The organism is Photobacterium rosenbergii, from assembly GCF_003026455.1.
Taxonomy (GTDB): domain Bacteria; phylum Pseudomonadota; class Gammaproteobacteria; order Enterobacterales; family Vibrionaceae; genus Photobacterium; species Photobacterium rosenbergii.
The window spans coordinates 1-17,710 of sequence record NZ_PYMB01000025.1; the positions used below are offsets into that span (position 1 = coordinate 1).

Below are 17,710 nucleotides of genomic sequence, written 5' to 3' on the forward strand. Positions count from 1 at the left end.
GTCTGGCGAGCAGCGCCCCTTTGACCGGGCGCAGCTCGCCAGACAATGCCAACTCCCCCAAAAACTCATAATCATGCAGCTTATTTGCAGGTATCTGCTCTGAAGCAGCCAGAATACCCAGCGCGATAGGCAAGTCGAACCTTCCCCCTTCCTTGGGCAAGTCGGCGGGGGCGAGGTTGACCGTTATCCGCCGGGATGGGAATTCAAACCCGGCATTCACGATGGCACTGCGCACCCTGTCCTTGGCTTCCTTAACGCTGGTTTCTGGTAACCCAACAAGCTGGAATGCCGGCATCCCATTACTGATATGTACCTCAACGGTAACGGCTGGGGCCTGCACCCCGACGCTGGCACGGCTATGGATAATGGCAAGGTTCATCAATCGTCATCCTGCTGTTATTTCAACCAAAAAAGTTAATACTTTTCACCTAATAGGTTTCACCAATAGCCTATTTATGCAGCCGGATTGCAAAATAATTTTGATTTTTTTCTTGTCATGCGATCGATGTCTGTGTTACCACTAGGTCAACACAACGTCTTAACATTAAAAATCGGACAGACAGTCAATGCAATTTATGGCCAACGCCCTCCTACTCATTATCAACGTCATCGTGGTGCTCATTTCACTACGAGGGGGTCGGGCAGGCGTAAATTAGCTGACAAGCACAACAAACGCAGAGAAGCCCCCTAAGCCAACAGGCTAGGGGGCTTTTTTTTGAACTAATTAACCAGAACAGCTGAAATAACCATCAGCACGTCACAGGCAAGGAACAGGGGAGAGCAGCGATGACGGGAGCAGAGTTGGTCGTAAAGGCGCTGCAGAAGCAGGGGATAACAACGGTATTTGGCTACCCGGGCGGGGCCATCATGCCAATCTACGACGCGCTTTATGACGGTGGTGTCGAGCATATCCTATGCCGCCACGAGCAAGGCGCAGCCATGGCCGCTATCGGGATGGCAAGAGCCACCCAGGATGTCGCGGTATGCATGGCAACATCAGGCCCGGGAGCGACTAATTTGATGACAGGTCTGGCTGACGCCTTCCTTGATTCGGTGCCAATCGTGGCAATCACTGGGCAAGTTGCCAGCTCGCACATCGGCACCGATGCCTTCCAAGAAATGGATGTGATCGGCATGTCACTGGCCTGTGCCAAGCACAGCTACCTGGTGACCGATATCAACGATCTGATCCCAACCCTTGCCGAGGCCTTCGAGGTTGCCAAGGCCGGCCGCCCAGGTCCGGTGGTGGTCGATATAGCCAAAGATGTCCAGCTTGCCCTCGCCCCTGAAGGAGACCTGACCCCGATCACTCCACCAGCTATCCCTGTCGTATCCAACGACCAGATAGCAACCGCCCAGCAGGTTCTTTCTGCAAGCCAGCGCCCTGTGTTGTATGTTGGCGGTGGCGTCCAGTTGGCCCATGCTACCGACACGGTTCGTACCTTCCTTGCCATGAACCCGATGCCATCGGTCAGCACCCTCAAAGGCCTTGGCACAATCGAGCGCCACGACCCGCATTATTTGGGGATGCTAGGGATGCATGGCACCAAGACGGCCAACCTAGTGGTCCAAGAGTGTGACCTGCTAATTGTTATCGGTGCCCGTTTTGATGACCGGGTGACCGGCAAGCTAGATACCTTCGCACCCCATGCCAAGGTGATCCATATCGATATCGATGCCGCCGAGTTCAACAAGCTGCGTCATGCCCATGCCCCGCTGCGTGGTGATATCAACGTTATCCTGCCGCAGCTTGAACTGAGCCAGGATATCAGTGACTGGGTTGACTACACTTCAAGCCTGCGCCAACAGAACAAGTGGCGCTACGACCACCCGGGCGACCTGATCTATGCCCCACTGCTAATGAAGCAGCTATCAGACATGATGCCGGACTCCTCGATGGTCTCGACGGATGTCGGCCAGCACCAGATGTGGGCGGCCCAACACATCCAGCCACGCCAGCCACAGAACTACATCACCTCTGCAGGCCTTGGCACCATGGGCTTTGGCTTACCTGCCGCGATGGGTGCCAAGGTAGCCCGCCCGGATGACGAGTCTATCCTGATCACCGGCGACGGCTCGTTCATGATGAACATCCAGGAGCTCGGCACCCTCAAGCGCCGCCAGATCCCGGTCAAGATGGTGCTGATCAACAACCAGCGCCTCGGCATGGTACGCCAGTGGCAATCTTTGTTCTTCGATGGCCGCCACAGCGAAACCATCCTTGATGACAACCCAGATTTCGTGATGCTGGCCAAGGCCTTCGATATCCCGGGCAAAACCATCACCCGTAAGGAAGAAGTCGAGCCGGCACTGAAAGAAATGATGGCGAGCAAAACGGCTTACCTGCTCCATGTATTGATCTCAGAAGAAGACAATGTATGGCCCCTCGTACCACCTGGCGCGGCAAATCAAGATATGCTGGAGAATACTTAATGGACAGATATTTACTCGACATCAAAGCGGATGATAAGCCAGTATTACTAGAGCGGATCTTGCGCGTTATCCGCCACCGTGGTTTTGTGATAAAACAAGTGAATGCAACCCAAAACCATGAAAGCAAAATTGCCAGTATCGAAATCCTTGTCGACAGCGACCGCCCGATAACGACGCTGATCAACCAAATCGAGAAACTTTGGGATATTCGTACCGTAGAAACCACACTCGTAGAAAACCGAGATTAGATTTTAAGGAAGGAACAAACATGGCCAACACAGCGGATTTTATTTGGTTCAACGGTGAAATGGTGCCTTGGGGCGATGCCAAGGTGCACGTCCTAACCCATGCCATGCACTACGGTACCTCGGTCTTCGAAGGTATCCGCTGCTACAACACCCCGAAAGGTCCGGCGGTCTTCCGCCACAAAGAGCACATGGATCGCCTGAAGAACTCAGCCAAAATCTACCGCTTCCCGATCCCATACAGCTCAGACGAGCTGATGGAGATCTGCCGCGAAACCCTACGGGTCAACAAGCTGGAGTCAGCTTATATCCGCCCGCTGGGCTATGTCGGCAATGTTGGCCTAGGCGTCTGCCCACCAGTAGGCACCGAGATGGATCTGATGGTTGCGGCTTTCCCATGGGGTTCCTACCTCGGTGAAGAAGCACTGGAAAATGGTGTTGATGCGATGATTTCCAGCTGGCACCGTGCCGCGCCGAACACCATCCCGACGGCAGCCAAAGCCGGTGGTAACTACCTATCTTCGCTACTGGTTGGCGGAGAAGCCCGCCGCCACGGCTATGCCGAGGGTATTGCCCTAAGCGTAGACGGCTACCTATCTGAAGGGGCAGGCGAGAACCTGTTCGTTGTTCGTAACGGCATCCTATCAACGCCACCAACCACCAGCGCCATCTTGCCGGGTATTACCCGCGATACCATCATGACCCTGGCCAAAGAGCGTGGCTATGAAGTCCGTGAAGAAAACATCGCCCGCGAGGCCCTATACCTCGCTGATGAGATCTTCATGACAGGTACCGCAGCTGAAATCGTGCCGGTCCGCAGCGTTGACCAGATCACGGTGGGCGAGGGCAAGCGTGGCCCAATCACCAAGGTGCTGCAGGAAGCCTACTTCGGCCTGTTCAACGGCACCACCGAAGACAAATGGGGTTGGCTTGACTACGTTTACCCTACCGACAAGTAAACACTGACACAGCAGCCGGTGTGGATACCACGCCGGCCAAGCAATACAGCAAAAGGATTTTTCGTTATGCCCAAGTACCGCTCCGCCACCACAACCCATGGCCGTAATATGGCTGGTGCCCGTGCCCTATGGCGCGCCACTGGCGTGAAAGATGAAGATTTCGGCAAGCCAATTATTGCGGTGGTAAACTCGTTCACCCAATTTGTTCCGGGCCATGTCCACCTCAAGGATCTCGGCCAGTTAGTCGCGAAAGAAATTGAAGCGGCGGGCGGTATCGCCAAAGAATTCAATACCATTGCTGTTGATGATGGTATCGCAATGGGCCACGGCGGCATGCTCTACTCACTACCGTCACGTGAGTTGATCGCCGACTCGGTCGAGTACATGGTCAATGCCCACTGCGCCGATGCCATGGTTTGTATCTCGAACTGCGACAAGATCACCCCGGGGATGCTAATGGCCTCGTTGCGCCTTAACATCCCAGTGATCTTTGTCTCCGGCGGCCCGATGGAAGCCGGCAAAACCAAGCTGTCGGATCAGATCCTCAAGCTGGATCTGGTTGATGCCATGATCCAAGGTGCCGATCCAAACGTCTCTGATGAGCAAAGCGAGCAAATCGAACGCTCGGCGTGCCCAACCTGTGGCTCTTGCTCCGGTATGTTTACCGCCAACTCAATGAACTGCCTGACCGAAGCCCTTGGCCTGAGTCAACCGGGCAACGGTTCGATGCTGGCGACCCACGCCGACCGCGAACAGCTATTTATCAATGCCGGCAAGCGCATTGTCGACCTGACCAAGCGTTACTATGAGCAGGATGACGAAAGCGCGCTGCCTCGTAATATCGCTACCAAGCAAGCGTTTGAAAATGCTATGGCACTGGATATTGCCATGGGCGGTTCAACCAACACTGTCCTCCACCTTCTGGCAGCAGCACAAGAAGGCGAAGTGGATTTCACCATGGAAGACATCGACCGTATGTCACGCCAGGTCCCACACTTGTGTAAAGTGGCTCCGTCGACCCAGAAATACCACATGGAAGATGTCCACCGGGCGGGTGGTGTTTACGGCATCCTTGCCGAGCTAGATCGTGCAGGCCTATTCCAAAGCGATTGCTACAACGTACTGGGCGAGCAGTTCTCGGAAAGCTTCAAGCATTACGATATCGTCCAAACCCAGTCCGAGGACGTGAAATCATTCTTCCGTGCAGGCCCTGCCGGGATCCGTACTACCCAGGCATTCTCGCAAGATTGCCGCTGGGACACGCTGGATGATGACCGTGAGAACGGTTGTATCCGCAGCAAAGAACATGCCTTTAGCCAAGACGGTGGCCTTGCTGTACTATCTGGCAACATGGCACTGGACGGCTGTATCGTCAAAACAGCAGGTGTGGATGAGAGCTGCCTGACTTTCACTGGCCCTGCCATTGTGTTCGAAAGCCAGGAAACCGCAGTTGAAGGTATTTTGGGCGGCAAGGTCAAAGCCGGCGATGTGGTCGTGATCCGCTACGAAGGACCTAAGGGTGGCCCGGGTATGCAGGAAATGCTTTACCCGACCACTTACCTCAAGTCCATGGGGCTTGGCAAGGAATGTGCCCTGATCACCGATGGCCGTTTCTCCGGCGGCACCAGCGGCCTGTCAATTGGCCACGTCTCTCCGGAAGCTGCCAACGGCGGTACCATTGGCCTGATCCAAGACGGCGATACCATCGCTATTGATATCCCGAACCGCAGCATTGATCTCCAAGTTGATGAAGCAACGCTGTCCAGCCGCCGTGCGCAAGCCGAGCAACGTGGTTGGAAGCCATTGGATCGCCAGCGTGAAGTGTCTTTTGCCCTGCGCGCCTACGCCAACCTTGCGACCAGTGCCGATAAAGGCGCGGTGCGCGATAAATCGAAACTGGAAGGGTAGCCTATGATGAGCGAAGCCACTCAGGCCAATGAGGTCGAGCTCCCCAGCGGGGCAGATTACCTGCGGGATATTCTCCGGGCACCGGTTTATGAAGTCGCTCAGGTCACGCCGTTACAAAGCATGCCCCGCCTAGGCGGGCGCATCGGCAACCAAGTCCAGCTCAAGCGGGAGGACCGCCAGCCGGTTCACTCGTTCAAGCTGCGCGGTGCCTACAATATGATGTCCCAGCTCACTGACGCCCAGCGTCAGGCTGGGGTGATTGCCGCTTCGGCAGGTAATCACGCCCAGGGCTTGGCTATGTCAGGCAAGCACCTCGGCGTACAGGCGACCATTGTCATGCCACGTACGACCCCGGACATCAAAGTGGATGCTGTTCGTGGTTTCGGCGGCAAAGTCGTTCTGCATGGCGGAAACTTTGATGAAGCCAAAGCCCATGCCGAAATGCTGGCAGGGCAACACGGTTACACCTTCATCCCTCCTTTCGATCACCCAGCAGTGATTGCCGGGCAGGGAACGATTGGGGTTGAACTGGTGCAGCAAAATGGTCACCTCGACTATATCTTTGTTCCCGTCGGTGGCGGTGGTATTGCGGCCGGGGTCGCGGTATTGATCAAGCAGCTAATGCCACAAATCAAAGTGATCGGGGTCGAAGCCGAAGATTCCGCCTGCCTGCGTGCAGCGCTGGATGCCGGCGAACCGGTAACCCTGGAGCAGGTCGGTATGTTTGCCGATGGTGTCGCGGTCAAACGGATTGGCGAAGAGACATTCCGCCTGTGCCAGCAGTACCTCGATGACTCTATTACGGTAAGCAGTGATGAGATCTGCTCTGCAGTAAAAGATATCTTCGAAGATACGCGGGCTATTGCCGAACCTTCCGGTGCGCTATCTTTGGCCGGGCTGAAGAAATTTGCTGAACGCCACCAGCTAAAAGACAAACAGCTAGCGGCAGTGTTGTCGGGGGCCAACCTCAACTTCCATGGCCTGCGTTATGTCTCTGAGCGCTGTGAGCTAGGTGAAAAACGTGAGGGTTTATTAGCCGTTACCATCCCTGAGCGACCTGGGGCATTCCTGGATTTCTGCCATATCCTTGGCGGCCGGGCAGTCACTGAGTTTAACTACCGCTACAACAATGACAGCTTGGCCAATGTCTTTGTCGGGGTACGTTTGATTCAAGGGCAGGAGGAGCTCGACAGCATCATTACCGATCTACGCAAAGGTGGTTATCCAGTAGTGGATTTGTCTGATGATGAAATGGCTAAGGTCCATGTCCGCTATATGATTGGCGGCAGGCCGTCGAAGCCATTGAAAGAAAGGTTATATAGCTTTGAGTTTCCGGAATATCCCGGTGCGCTACTCAAGTTCCTCAACACCTTGGGCACCCACTGGAATATCAGCCTGTTCAATTACCGTAACCATGGTGCTGACTATGGCCGGGTGTTGTGTGGATTTGAATTGGAAGAGCAGGATTTATTGTCCTTTACCAGCCACCTCCGTGAACTCGGCTATAGCTGGAAAGATGAAACAGATAACCCGGCCTATCAGTTCTTCCTTGCTCAATAACACCGGGATTCGTATTTCTGACAACTACAAGGCAGCCTCCGGGGCTGCTTTGTTTTCACTGTCACCTTCCATGCTGATATGTTCCAGTACCACTTTAAGCTGACTGATATGGCAAGCCAGCAATTTACTGCGCAGGGGCTCAGAGAGCTTTTCATACAGGGCTGAAAGTTGGATCAATTCAGACTTCAACTGTTCATGCTGCATTTCCGGACGCTGGATATCAAACACAAACCAGCCTAACGGCTGTCCGGTAAGTTCAGCAATCTTCACCAAAGTGGAAATTCTCGGTTCTGTTTTTCCCGATTCAAGATCCAGATAGGTTTGTCTGGCGACATCTAGGTGTCTGGCCATCGCCACCTGGGAAATACCTTTCCACTCCCTCGCATCTTTTATCCGTTGTGCGATCCACGTTTTTACTTGTTCCATAGCCTCCCCCGCTTATCCCTTCCACGCCATATACTGCAACCTATGGATATGGAAGGAGTATCTCACTCCCTTAATGAGTATAATGTCATTCATATGATGATTATTCATTAGGAACAATGATTTACATAGCAGGCAAGTTTATAAACTGTGATTCTCTCCCTTCGTTGACCAGCAATTAAGACAGTCACCATATGATTATGTCGGCATACACCGACACATATCTGACCACTTTATGACTTGTCACGCTGGGTTAGCGCACGGGTATATTCCGCCATAAACCCCGCCAAATTAATACTTTGCTGCAAAATGACATTTCTGGCTGAATGGGGTAATCGGCTGAAATACTGCAACAGGCGATCGATCTCTTCTTTGTATTCACTTTCCAAAATTTCAATGCCTTCATCACCGTACACGAACCAAGTTAATGGGCGCTCGGTTATCTCCGAAATTTCCGAGAGCATCCGGACTTTGGGCTCAGTCTTACCTGTTTCCAAATCCAAGTAAGTCTGGCGAGCGACCTTCAGTTGCTGGGCCATATGGACCTGGGTCAGGCCTTTCCATTCCCTGGCTTCTTTTATACGGGCTGCGATTTGGGCTTTCGGATCTGTCATGTCACACCTCCAATACAACACAATGAATAATGCCTAGCTTTCATTACTGGATTGCACAACATAAGCCAACTTGAGAGTAATTTAACAATCCATTAAATAACAACAATTTACTCGTATATACCGTTCGCGCTGTTGTAATTTGGTTTGCAAATGGTAACCAGGATGCCCAATTTTCCTAAAACGCAAAAAAATCATTCACCCCTGTCTAGATAGTAGACGCTACCACCTAAGGGCAATAAAAAAGGCACCCGCTTGGGTGCCTTTTCTCACTTTTGAGACAAACTGTTAGCACATTGGCTAACAGGCTGATTTTTATTCGACTGTTACGGCCTTGGCAAGGTTACGCGGCTGGTCCACATCCGTACCTTTGATCAGTGCGACATAGTAAGAAAGCAACTGCATTGGGATGGTGTAGTAAATCGCTGCCGTGATCTCACTGACGTGTGGCATGGTAATGATCTTCATTGTCTCATCACCTTCAAAGCCGGCATCTTCATCAGCGAATACATACAGCAGGCCACCACGTGCACGTACTTCCTCAACATTTGATTTCAGCTTCTCAAGCAGGTCATTGCTTGGTGCCACTACAACCACTGGCATATCAGCATCGATTAGCGCTAGAGGACCGTGTTTCAGTTCACCGGCGGCGTAAGCTTCGGCGTGGATGTAGGAGATCTCTTTGAGTTTCAGAGACGCTTCCATCGCGATTGGGTAGAACTCACCACGGCCAAGGAACAGGGTATGGTGTTTGTCGGCAAAATCAGGCGCCAGCGCTTCGATCTCTTTCTCGAAAGACAGGGCAGCGTTGATCTGCTGCGGCAGAGCATGCAGGGCCTCGACGATCTCCTTCTCTTTCTCTTTGCTGATTCGGTTTTGTTGTTTACCCAGTGCTGTTACCAGCATCAATAGGGCTGAAAGCTGAGTAGTAAACGCTTTGGTTGAAGCCACACCAATCTCAACACCCGCACGGGTCATGAAGGCAAAATCAGATTCACGCACCAGGGATGAACCTGCGACGTTACAGATAGTCATTGCCGCCATGTAGCCTTTCTCTTTCGCTAGGCGAAGCGCGGCTAGGGTATCGGCCGTTTCACCTGACTGGGAAAGGGTGATCAGCAGGCTGTTAGGACGGGTAACAAATTTGCGGTAGCGGAATTCAGAAGCGATTTCCACATCACAGCTTACGCCAGCAATGTCTTCGAACCAGTAACGCGCAGTCATACCCGCGTTGTAAGACGTACCACAGGCCACAATCTGGACATGCTCGACCTTGCTTAGGATGTCTGCCGCGTTGACACCAATCGCTTCAGTCACCACAGAGTCCGCAGTGATACGGCCTTCCATTGTGTTGATCAACGCGGTTGGTTGCTCGTAGATTTCTTTCTGCATGAAGTGACGGTACTGGCCCTTGTCGCCCGCATCATGCTCTGCATTAGATTCAGTGATTTCACGCTCAACACGCTCACCGCTAGCATCAAATACGGTTACTTCACGGCGAGTGATTTCTGCTACATCACCTTCTTCTAGGTACATGAAACGGCGAGTCACGTTAAGCAGGGCAAGTTGGTCTGAGGCTAGGAAGTTTTCACCTACACCGAAACCGATGACAATTGGGCTACCTGAGCGCGCCACCACAATGCGGGATGGGTCTTTGCGATCGAGCGCAACGGTGCCGTAAGCACCGTCCAGTTGCTTAGCTGTCTTCTGTACCGCTTCTAGCAACGTTTCAGATGTACGCAGTTCCCACTCAACCATATGCGCGATAACTTCGGTATCGGTTTGGGACTCAAACACGTAACCACGGGATTGAAGAAGCTCACGCAACTCTTCGTGGTTTTCGATAATACCGTTGTGGACAACGGCGATGTCGCCAGACATGTGTGGGTGGGCGTTGACTTCAGACGGCTCACCGTGGGTCGCCCAACGGGTGTGGGCAATACCAGTGCCGCCAATAACCTTGGCTTCGTCTACTGCATCGGCCAGTTCCTGGACTTTGCCCAGGCGGCGCACACGGGTTAGATTCGCGTCACCATCGACAACCGCGACACCGGCAGAGTCATAGCCGCGGTACTCAAGACGGCGTAGCCCTTCAACCAGAATTTCCGCTACATCACGCTGTGCTACCGCACCAACAATCCCACACATAGTTTCTTGCTCCTAAATTTATTCCGCTGGGGCGCAGACCACCTGCACACCATGCTGTTCAATCTGTTGTTTGGCTTTCATGTCCAAGCCGTCATCGGTGATCAGGGTGCTGATGTTTTCCCACGGCAGTTCGAGATTAGGGATCTTGCGACCCACCTTGCTCGATTCCACCATCACCACCACTTCCCGTGATACCTCGGCCATTACCCGGCTGAGGCCCACCAGTTCGTTAAAGGTTGTTGTACCACGCGCCGTATCGATACCATCTGCACCAATAAATAACTGGTCAAAGTCATAAGAACGTAGCACTGATTCAGCCACTTGGCCCTGGAACGCTTCGGAATGCGGGTCCCAAGTGCCCCCTGTCATCAACAAGGTCGGCTCGTTTTCCAGGCTATTGAGCGCATTGGCGACATTGAGCGAATTGGTCATTACGATCAGGCCATGCTTGTCATTCAGTAGGCTGATCAAGCTTGCTGTGGTGCTGCCGCTATCGATAATGATCCGGTTATGGTCACGGATACGTGCAGCGGCGGCCTTGGCAATTGCCAACTTACGAACCGAAACTTGTTCTTCCGGTTCACTGACCATTTCAGTGGGTATCGATACCGCACCACCATAACGGCGCAGCAACAAACCATTTTTTTCTAGTTCAGCCAGGTCCTTGCGGACTGTCACTTCGGAGGTGGCAAAATGCTTAGCTAGAGTATCGACACTTACTTCGCCCTGCTCATTGACCATTGAAAGAATGGCATGGCGGCGCTGTTGGGTATTACGCTTTGACATGAAATTACGAACTGATAACCATAAGTTTCGAACTGAAAGAAATACTAGCAGATCAAAACTTTTCTGATCAACTATGTGCAATTAATTTTTTATTCGAAAGAAGAGCGATAAATACACGGCAATCTTGCCGCAGATATGAAAAAGGCAAGGACACCGCCTTGCCTTTGAATAAATAAAAGAGAAAAGGACTACTTCTTCTCTGGGCGCTTCCAACCTTTGACTGTACGGGCTGGCGCGCGAGTGATCACCAACTCACCTTCACCCACATCGCGGTTGATTGTCGCACCGGCACCAATGGTTGCCCCTTTGCCGACCTTAACTGGCGCAATAAGCTGAGTATCCGAGCCAACGAACACGTCATCGGCGATCTCGGTCTTGAACTTGTTGGCACCGTCATAGTTACAGGTAATGGTACCCGCACCGATGTTTACACGATCGCCGATCTCAGCATCACCCAGGTAAGTCAGGTGGTTTGCTTTCGAGCCTTGGCCCAAACGCGCTTTCTTCATTTCAACGAAGTTACCAACATGCGAGTCACCCACCAGCTCTGCTCCTGGGCGAAGGCGGGTAAATGGACCCACCGTACAATCCTCACCAACCGTCGCCCCTTCAATGACGCTGTATGGGCGAATCAAGGTGTTATCGTCAATCTCACAGTCTTTTAGGATAGAGCCTGCACCGATAATTACGTTATTACCCAGCGATACGCTACCTTCGATGATGACGTTGGCATCGATTTCCACATCAGTCCCACACTGCAGTTCACCACGTAGGTCAAAACGACTAGGGTCACGCAGCATCACGCCTTGCTCCAGCAAGCGCTCAGCCTGCATGCTCTGGAAAGCACGCTCAAGCTTGGCCAACTGAACACGGTTATTCACACCTTCGACCTCGATAGCACGAACTGGGTGTACCGCTTCAACAGCACGGCCTTCGTTGTGGGCGATTTCGATAATATCGGTCAGGTAGTATTCGCCCTGGGCATTGTCATTCTTCAGGGCAGACAACCAGCGTTTCAGGTCGCCGCCGTTGGCTACCATCACACCAGTATTGATTTCCTTGATCAGCTTCTGCTCTTCAGAAGCATCTTTCTGCTCGACAATCGCTACAACCGGACCGTTGCGACGCACGATACGGCCATAGCCGGTCGGATCGTCCAAAACAACAGTCAGTAGGGCAATACCGCCGTCAGGCTGGGCATCAAGTAAGTTTTCCAAAGTTTCACTGCTGATCAGTGGTACGTCACCGTATAGGATAAGCACCTTCTCATCTTCCGCCAGATCAGGGCAAGCCTGGTTGACCGCATGGCCCGTACCTAGCTGCTCGGCCTGCAATACCCAATTGACAGGCTCTGCGCTCAGGGCAGCCTGCATCTGATCACCACCGTGGCCATATACCAGGTGGATATTGTTGGCGCCTAGACCCGCACAGGTATCAATCACGTGTTTGGCCATCGGCTTGCCTGCCAGTGTATGCAACACTTTAGGCAGGTTGGAGTACATGCGGGTTCCCTTTCCCGCGGCGAGAATCACAGCGCTAAAGCTCATGACTTAATCCTCTTGGTGCATATCAAATAAGTAACCTAGCGCCATTGTATAATGCCAAGGACAGTGGCGGCAGGGAAATTAGATAATTTTTTGCGAGTAATAACTCACTGTGCCAGTCGTACTCTGTGGTGCCTGCATCATGGGCGCCGGAGAGCAGGCATAAAAAAAGCGACCCGAGGGTCGCTTTTTTGGCCTTGCTGATGTTAGCGGGCTTTTTTGGTCAGTTCGATGACTCGAAGCTGAGCAATAGCCTTCGCCAAATCGCTGGCTGCTTGTGCGAAGTCGATATCGCCATGCTGGTTGTGGATGCGCTCCTCAGCCTGACGTTTCGCTTCTTCCGCTTTCGCTGTGTCCAGATCTTCACCGCGGATAGCGGTGTCAGCCAACACGGTAACCGTGCCCGGCTGAACCTCTAGCATGCCACCAGAAAGGTAAATGACCTCTTCTTCGCCATGCTGTTTAGTAATACGGACCATACCCGGCGTGATAGCGGTCAGCAGCGGGGTGTGACCTGCGTGAATACCCAGTTCACCTTCGCTACCGGTCACCTGAATGTTTTCAGCGCGGCCAGAAAACAGACGTTTCTCTGCACTTACTACATCCAGGTGGAAGGTTATCGCTGCCATGTCGCCTCCTACTTAGCTTAAAGCTTCTTCGCGTTTTCCAATACGTCTTCAATCGCACCGCAGTACATGAATGCCTGCTCTGGGATATCGTCGTATTCACCCGCTAGAAGACCTTTGAAGCTACGTAGCGTATCTTTCAGCGATACGTAGATACCTGGGTCGCCTGTGAAGACTTCAGCAACGTGGTAAGGCTGAGTTAGGAAACGCTCAATCTTACGGGCACGGGATACAGCCTGCTTATCTTCTTCAGATAGCTCGTCCATACCCAGGATTGCAATGATGTCTTTCAGCTCTTTATAGCGCTGCAGGATACTCTGTACGCCACGCGCGATATCGTAGTGCTCCTGACCAACCACTAGCGGATCAAGCATACGTGATGTTGAATCCAATGGGTCGATCGCAGGGTATAGACCCAGAGAAGCGATCTGACGAGAAAGTACAACTGTCGCATCAAGGTGGGCGAATGTTGTCGCCGGAGATGGGTCAGTCAAGTCATCCGCAGGTACGTAAACGGCCTGTACAGACGTGATAGAGCCTGTCTTGGTCGATGTGATACGCTCCTGAAGTACACCCATCTCTTCTGCAAGAGTAGGCTGGTAACCTACCGCTGAAGGCATACGGCCTAGTAGTGCCGATACCTCAGTACCCGCAAGGGTGTAACGGTAGATGTTATCGATGAACAGAAGAACGTCACGGCCTTCGTCACGGAAACGCTCTGCCATTGTCAGACCAGTCAGTGCAACACGTAGACGGTTACCTGGTGGCTCGTTCATCTGGCCGTAAACCATTGCTACTTTCGATTCTTCAGGGTTTTCGATGTTTACAACACCTGCTTCCTGCATCTCGTAGTAGAAGTCGTTACCTTCACGAGTACGCTCACCAACACCGGCGAATACTGACAGACCAGAGTGCTGCAGGGCGATGTTGTTGATAAGCTCCATCATGTTAACGGTCTTACCTACACCCGCACCACCGAACAGGCCGATTTTACCACCCTTAGCGAATGGACAAATCAGGTCGATAACCTTAACACCTGTTTCTAGTAGTTCAGTCGCGTTTGACTGCTCTTCGTAGCTTGGTGCTTCACGGTGAATCGCGTAACGCTCTTTCTCACCGATCTCACCACACTCATCAATTGGCTGGCCCAGAACGTTCATGATACGTCCTAGGGTTGCGTTACCAACTGGAACCTCAATTGGGCGGCCTGTGTTTTCAACAGACAGACCACGACGTAAGCCATCAGAAGTACCCATTGCGATACCACGGACAACACCACCACCAAGCTGCTGCTGAACTTCCAGTACTAGCGTACCGTTCTCTTTTGCATCAACGTGAAGGGCATCGTATACCTGTGGTACAGAGTCCTGTGGAAACTCTACGTCGACTACCGCACCGATGATCTGTACGATCTTACCTGTAGCCATCGTTAATCCTCTAAACTTATTAAATCTTTGCCTTAAACAGCAGCAGCACCAGAAACGATTTCAGACAGTTCTTGTGTGATCGCGGCCTGACGGGCCTTGTTGTACACAAGCTGCAGTTCATCAATCAGGTTTCCTGCATTATCGGTTGCTGCTTTCATCGCGACCATTCGAGCGGCCTGCTCACTGGCAAGGTTCTCGACCACGCCCTGGTATACCTGGGATTCAACGTAGCGAATCAGCAGGGTATCCAGCAGGGCTTTCGGCTCAGGCTCATAAATGTAGTCCCAAGCATGGCTGCGCTGCATCTCTTCGTCTTCCGACTTAGGCAAAGGCAGCAATTGATCAATCACTGGTTCCTGAACCATGGTGTTTACAAACTTGTTGTAAACCAGGTACAGGCGATCCAATTGGCCTTCATCATATTTCTTCAGCATCACGCCAACGGTACCGATCAGTTCATCCACTGAAGGGTTGTCGCCCAGGCCAGAAACCTGTGCGGCCACGTTGCCGCCGTAGCTGTTAAAGAATGCCGTTGCCTTGGAGCCAATTAGCGCCAAATCAACATCTGCACCCTGTTCAGACCAGCCCTGGATGTCGTGGATGGCTTGCTTGAACAAGTTAATGTTCAGGCCACCACACAGGCCACGGTCTGTAGAAACAATGATGTAACCAACGCGCTTGGCTTCACGCTCTTCGAGATAAGGATGCTTATACTCGAGGCTACCAAGGGCGATATGACCGATCACTTTGCGCATAGTTTGTGCGTATGGGCGTGATGACTCCATGGCGTCTTGCGTTTTACGCATCTTAGACGCCGCCACCATTTCCATCGCCTTAGTGATCTTCTGAGTGTTTTTAACACTACCGATCTTGTTACGAATCTCTTTTGCGCCGGCCATCGTTACTCTCCGTTAGTAGGTGATCGCAAGCGACCACCAACCAATTACCAAGTCTGGGTCGCTTTGAAACCTTCAACCAGTTTCACGAACTGGGCTTCGATTTCATCATTCCAAGCACCCGTTTCATCAACCTGAGACACTAGCTCAGCAAATTGACCTTTGGCATATGAAAGCAACGCGGCTTCGAAATCAGCAAGCTTAGTTAGCTCGATGTCATTCAAGTAGCCTTTCTCAGCAGCAAAGATAACCAGTGACTGTTCGAACACAGACATCGGTGCATACTGCTTCTGCTTCATCAGCTCAGTTACTTTCTGACCGTGATCAAGCTGCTTCTTCGTTGCTTCATCAAGGTCAGACGAGAACTGGGCAAATGCCGCAAGTTCACGGTACTGTGCAAGAGCGGTACGGATACCACCAGACAGTTTCTTGATGATCTTGGTCTGGGCAGAACCACCTACACGCGATACAGAGATACCTGGGTCAACTGCTGGACGAATACCGGCGTTGAACAGTTCTGTCTGTAGGAAGATCTGGCCATCGGTGATAGAGATAACGTTGGTCGGTACGAATGCCGATACGTCACCTGCCTGCGTTTCGATGATCGGCAGGGCAGTTAGTGAGCCGGTGCGGCCTTTCACTTCACCGTTAGTGAATTTTTCTACGTAGTTCTCGTTAACACGAGCAGCACGCTCTAGAAGACGAGAGTGGAGGTAGAAAACGTCACCAGGGAAGGCTTCACGGCCCGGCGGACGACGTAGCAACAGAGAGATCTGACGGTAGGCAACAGCCTGCTTAGACAGGTCATCGTATACGATCAGGGCATCTTCACCGCGGTCACGGAAGTATTCACCCATTGCACAGCCAGCGTATGGTGCTAGGTACTGCAGTGCTGCCGCTTCTGATGCAGAAGCTACAACAACAATGGTGTTTTCCAGTGCGCCGTGCTCTTCCAGTTTGCGAACCACGTTAGCAATGGTTGACGCTTTCTGGCCGATAGCTACATAAACAGAGTAAATACCAGAGTTCTTCTGGTTGATGATGGCATCGATCGCCATAGCGGTTTTACCCGTCTGGCGGTCACCGATGATCAGCTCACGCTGGCCACGGCCGATTGGGATCATCGAGTCAACGGCCTTGTAACCAGTCTGTACAGGCTGGTCTACCGATTTACGGTCGATTACACCCGGTGCAATCACTTCAACAGGAGAGAAAGTCTCTGTTTCGATTGGACCTTTACCATCGATTGGCTCACCTAGTGTGTTCACTACGCGGCCTAGCAGTGCAGGGCCTACTGGTACTTCAAGAATACGACCAGTACCCGTTACTTTCATGCCTTCCTGAAGGTCAGCATATGGGCCCATTACAACCGCACCAACCGAGTCACGCTCAAGGTTAAGTGCCAGTGCAAAACGGCCACCAGGTAATTCAATCATTTCACCTTGCATTACATCAGCAAGGCCATGGATACGAATGATACCGTCGCTTACCGACACGATAGTACCTTCGTTACGCGCTTCACTTACAACGTTGAAGTTTTCAATACGCTGCTTGATCAGTTCGCTAATTTCCGTGGAATTAAGTTGCATGCTCCAATTCCCCAAATCAAGACTGCAAAGTATCGCTCAGGCGGTCTAGCTTGCCGCGTACTGAGTTATCGATGACCAAGTCTCCAGCTCTAATTACAACCCCAGCAATAAGGGTCTCGTCTACACTGCAATTCAGCTTCACCTTACGGGACAGGCGCTGCTCCAGCTTCGCGCTAATCGCTTCAAGTTGGCTATCATCAAGCTCAACTGCGGAAACCACAGCGGCATCGATAGTCTTCTCCAGCTCACTCTTCAGGAGCAGGAACTCGTCGCAGACAGCAGGAAGGGCTTTCAGGCGTCCGTTCTCGGCCATTACCTTAATCAGGTTCTGCCCGGTTTCGTTAAGTTGCTCGCCGCATACTGACAGGAAGATTTCTGTCAGCTTGTCCGCCGCGTAACCACTATCCAGGATGTCCTGAATGGTCTCGTTACGGGTGACTTCGGCAGCAAAGGTGAGCATTTCCGCCCATTGGGCTAGCTCACCTTTCTCAACCGCAAGATCAAAGGCTGCTTTAGCGTAGGGGCGTGCGATAGTAGTCATATCCGACATGTGCT

General features: G+C 52.2%; 16 protein-coding genes. 5 read left to right on the plus strand and 11 right to left on the minus strand.

The window, feature by feature from the left end:
- Window positions 1-379, minus strand: a 379-nt coding sequence (locus tag C9J01_RS25020; protein WP_272898739.1) for a magnesium chelatase domain-containing protein, incomplete at its 3' end; no start/stop codon positions are given.
- Window positions 380-786: 407 nt separating this feature from the next.
- On the opposite strand from C9J01_RS25020, the gene ilvG reads away from it, so the two are divergent.
- The 5 genes from ilvG to ilvA all read left to right on the plus strand — a co-directional run bounded on the left by ilvG (window position 787) and on the right by ilvA (window position 7,105).
- A complete protein-coding gene (gene ilvG / locus C9J01_RS25025) occupies window positions 787-2,433 on the plus strand; it encodes an acetolactate synthase 2 catalytic subunit (RefSeq protein WP_107300823.1) in 1,647 nt (548 codons plus the stop codon).
- Window positions 2,433-2,681, plus strand: coding sequence for an acetolactate synthase 2 small subunit (ilvM, locus tag C9J01_RS25030; protein WP_107300824.1), 249 nt, complete (start codon window positions 2,433-2,435; stop codon window positions 2,679-2,681). Before ilvG ends, ilvM begins: the two co-directional genes overlap by 1 nt.
- A gap of 20 nt (window positions 2,682-2,701) precedes the next feature.
- Window positions 2,702-3,637: a branched-chain-amino-acid transaminase gene (ilvE, locus tag C9J01_RS25035; protein WP_107300825.1), complete on the plus strand. Its 936-nt coding sequence runs from the start codon at window positions 2,702-2,704 to the stop codon at window positions 3,635-3,637.
- Between the two features lie 66 nt (window positions 3,638-3,703).
- Window positions 3,704-5,545 (plus strand): dihydroxy-acid dehydratase, encoded by a 1,842-nt coding sequence (ilvD, locus tag C9J01_RS25040; RefSeq protein ID WP_107300826.1) that lies wholly within the window; start codon window positions 3,704-3,706, stop codon window positions 5,543-5,545.
- Between the two features lie 6 nt (window positions 5,546-5,551).
- Window positions 5,552-7,105 (plus strand): threonine ammonia-lyase, biosynthetic, encoded by a 1,554-nt coding sequence (gene ilvA / locus C9J01_RS25045; protein ID WP_107300867.1) that lies wholly within the window; start codon window positions 5,552-5,554, stop codon window positions 7,103-7,105.
- A 24-nt stretch (window positions 7,106-7,129) separates the two neighbouring features.
- Here the strand turns inward: ilvA and C9J01_RS25050 are convergent, their stop codons facing one another.
- From C9J01_RS25050 to atpH, 10 genes are all read right to left on the minus strand, one after another.
- A complete protein-coding gene (locus tag C9J01_RS25050) occupies window positions 7,130-7,531 on the minus strand; it encodes a helix-turn-helix transcriptional regulator (RefSeq protein ID WP_107300827.1) in 402 nt (133 codons plus the stop codon).
- Window positions 7,532-7,761: 230 nt separating this feature from the next.
- Window positions 7,762-8,142: a helix-turn-helix transcriptional regulator gene (locus C9J01_RS25055; protein WP_039468230.1), complete on the minus strand. Its 381-nt coding sequence runs from the start codon at window positions 8,140-8,142 to the stop codon at window positions 7,762-7,764.
- A gap of 312 nt (window positions 8,143-8,454) precedes the next feature.
- Window positions 8,455-10,287 carry a glutamine--fructose-6-phosphate transaminase (isomerizing) gene (gene glmS, locus C9J01_RS25060; protein WP_107300828.1) on the minus strand — a complete coding sequence of 611 codons (1,833 nt, stop codon included), beginning with the start codon at window positions 10,285-10,287 and terminating at the stop codon, window positions 8,455-8,457.
- 18 nt (window positions 10,288-10,305) lie between these two features.
- Window positions 10,306-11,073 (minus strand): DeoR/GlpR family DNA-binding transcription regulator, encoded by a 768-nt coding sequence (locus C9J01_RS25065; RefSeq protein WP_107300829.1) that lies wholly within the window; start codon window positions 11,071-11,073, stop codon window positions 10,306-10,308.
- A gap of 188 nt (window positions 11,074-11,261) precedes the next feature.
- Window positions 11,262-12,620, minus strand: coding sequence for a bifunctional UDP-N-acetylglucosamine diphosphorylase/glucosamine-1-phosphate N-acetyltransferase GlmU (gene glmU, locus C9J01_RS25070; RefSeq protein WP_107300830.1), 1,359 nt, complete (start codon window positions 12,618-12,620; stop codon window positions 11,262-11,264).
- Between the two features lie 203 nt (window positions 12,621-12,823).
- Window positions 12,824-13,246, minus strand: coding sequence for a F0F1 ATP synthase subunit epsilon (locus tag C9J01_RS25075; protein ID WP_107300831.1), 423 nt, complete (start codon window positions 13,244-13,246; stop codon window positions 12,824-12,826).
- Window positions 13,247-13,263: 17 nt separating this feature from the next.
- Entirely contained in the window at window positions 13,264-14,670 is a 1,407-nt protein-coding gene (atpD, locus tag C9J01_RS25080) for a F0F1 ATP synthase subunit beta (protein WP_107300832.1), read from the minus strand.
- 32 nt (window positions 14,671-14,702) lie between these two features.
- Window positions 14,703-15,569, minus strand: coding sequence for a F0F1 ATP synthase subunit gamma (gene atpG / locus C9J01_RS25085; protein WP_107300833.1), 867 nt, complete (start codon window positions 15,567-15,569; stop codon window positions 14,703-14,705).
- Between the two features lie 44 nt (window positions 15,570-15,613).
- Entirely contained in the window at window positions 15,614-17,155 is a 1,542-nt protein-coding gene (atpA, locus tag C9J01_RS25090) for a F0F1 ATP synthase subunit alpha (RefSeq protein ID WP_107300834.1), read from the minus strand.
- A 16-nt stretch (window positions 17,156-17,171) separates the two neighbouring features.
- Window positions 17,172-17,705 (minus strand): F0F1 ATP synthase subunit delta, encoded by a 534-nt coding sequence (atpH, locus tag C9J01_RS25095; RefSeq protein ID WP_107300835.1) that lies wholly within the window; start codon window positions 17,703-17,705, stop codon window positions 17,172-17,174.
- Window positions 17,706-17,710 lie beyond the last annotated feature (5 nt).

Coding starts and splice junctions, on each gene's coding strand:
- ilvA (WP_107300867.1), top strand. CDS start 5,552: ATGAGCGAAGCCACTCAGGCCAATGAGGTCGAGCTCCCCAGCGGGGCA.
- ilvD (WP_107300826.1), top strand. CDS start 3,704: ATGCCCAAGTACCGCTCCGCCACCACAACCCATGGCCGTAATATGGCT.
- C9J01_RS25075 (WP_107300831.1), bottom strand. CDS start 13,246: ATGGCAGCGATAACCTTCCACCTGGATGTAGTAAGTGCAGAGAAACGT.
- C9J01_RS25050 (WP_107300827.1), bottom strand. CDS start 7,531: ATGGAACAAGTAAAAACGTGGATCGCACAACGGATAAAAGATGCGAGG.
- atpA (WP_107300834.1), bottom strand. CDS start 17,155: ATGCAACTTAATTCCACGGAAATTAGCGAACTGATCAAGCAGCGTATT.
- atpG (WP_107300833.1), bottom strand. CDS start 15,569: ATGGCCGGCGCAAAAGAGATTCGTAACAAGATCGGTAGTGTTAAAAAC.
- C9J01_RS25055 (WP_039468230.1), bottom strand. CDS start 8,142: ATGACAGATCCGAAAGCCCAAATCGCAGCCCGTATAAAAGAAGCCAGG.
- glmU (WP_107300830.1), bottom strand. CDS start 12,620: ATGAGCTTTAGCGCTGTGATTCTCGCCGCGGGAAAGGGAACCCGCATG.
- glmS (WP_107300828.1), bottom strand. CDS start 10,287: ATGTGTGGGATTGTTGGTGCGGTAGCACAGCGTGATGTAGCGGAAATT.
- ilvG (WP_107300823.1), top strand. CDS start 787: ATGACGGGAGCAGAGTTGGTCGTAAAGGCGCTGCAGAAGCAGGGGATA.
- C9J01_RS25065 (WP_107300829.1), bottom strand. CDS start 11,073: ATGTCAAAGCGTAATACCCAACAGCGCCGCCATGCCATTCTTTCAATG.
- atpD (WP_107300832.1), bottom strand. CDS start 14,670: ATGGCTACAGGTAAGATCGTACAGATCATCGGTGCGGTAGTCGACGTA.
- ilvM (WP_107300824.1), top strand. CDS start 2,433: ATGGACAGATATTTACTCGACATCAAAGCGGATGATAAGCCAGTATTA.
- ilvE (WP_107300825.1), top strand. CDS start 2,702: ATGGCCAACACAGCGGATTTTATTTGGTTCAACGGTGAAATGGTGCCT.
- atpH (WP_107300835.1), bottom strand. CDS start 17,705: ATGTCGGATATGACTACTATCGCACGCCCCTACGCTAAAGCAGCCTTT.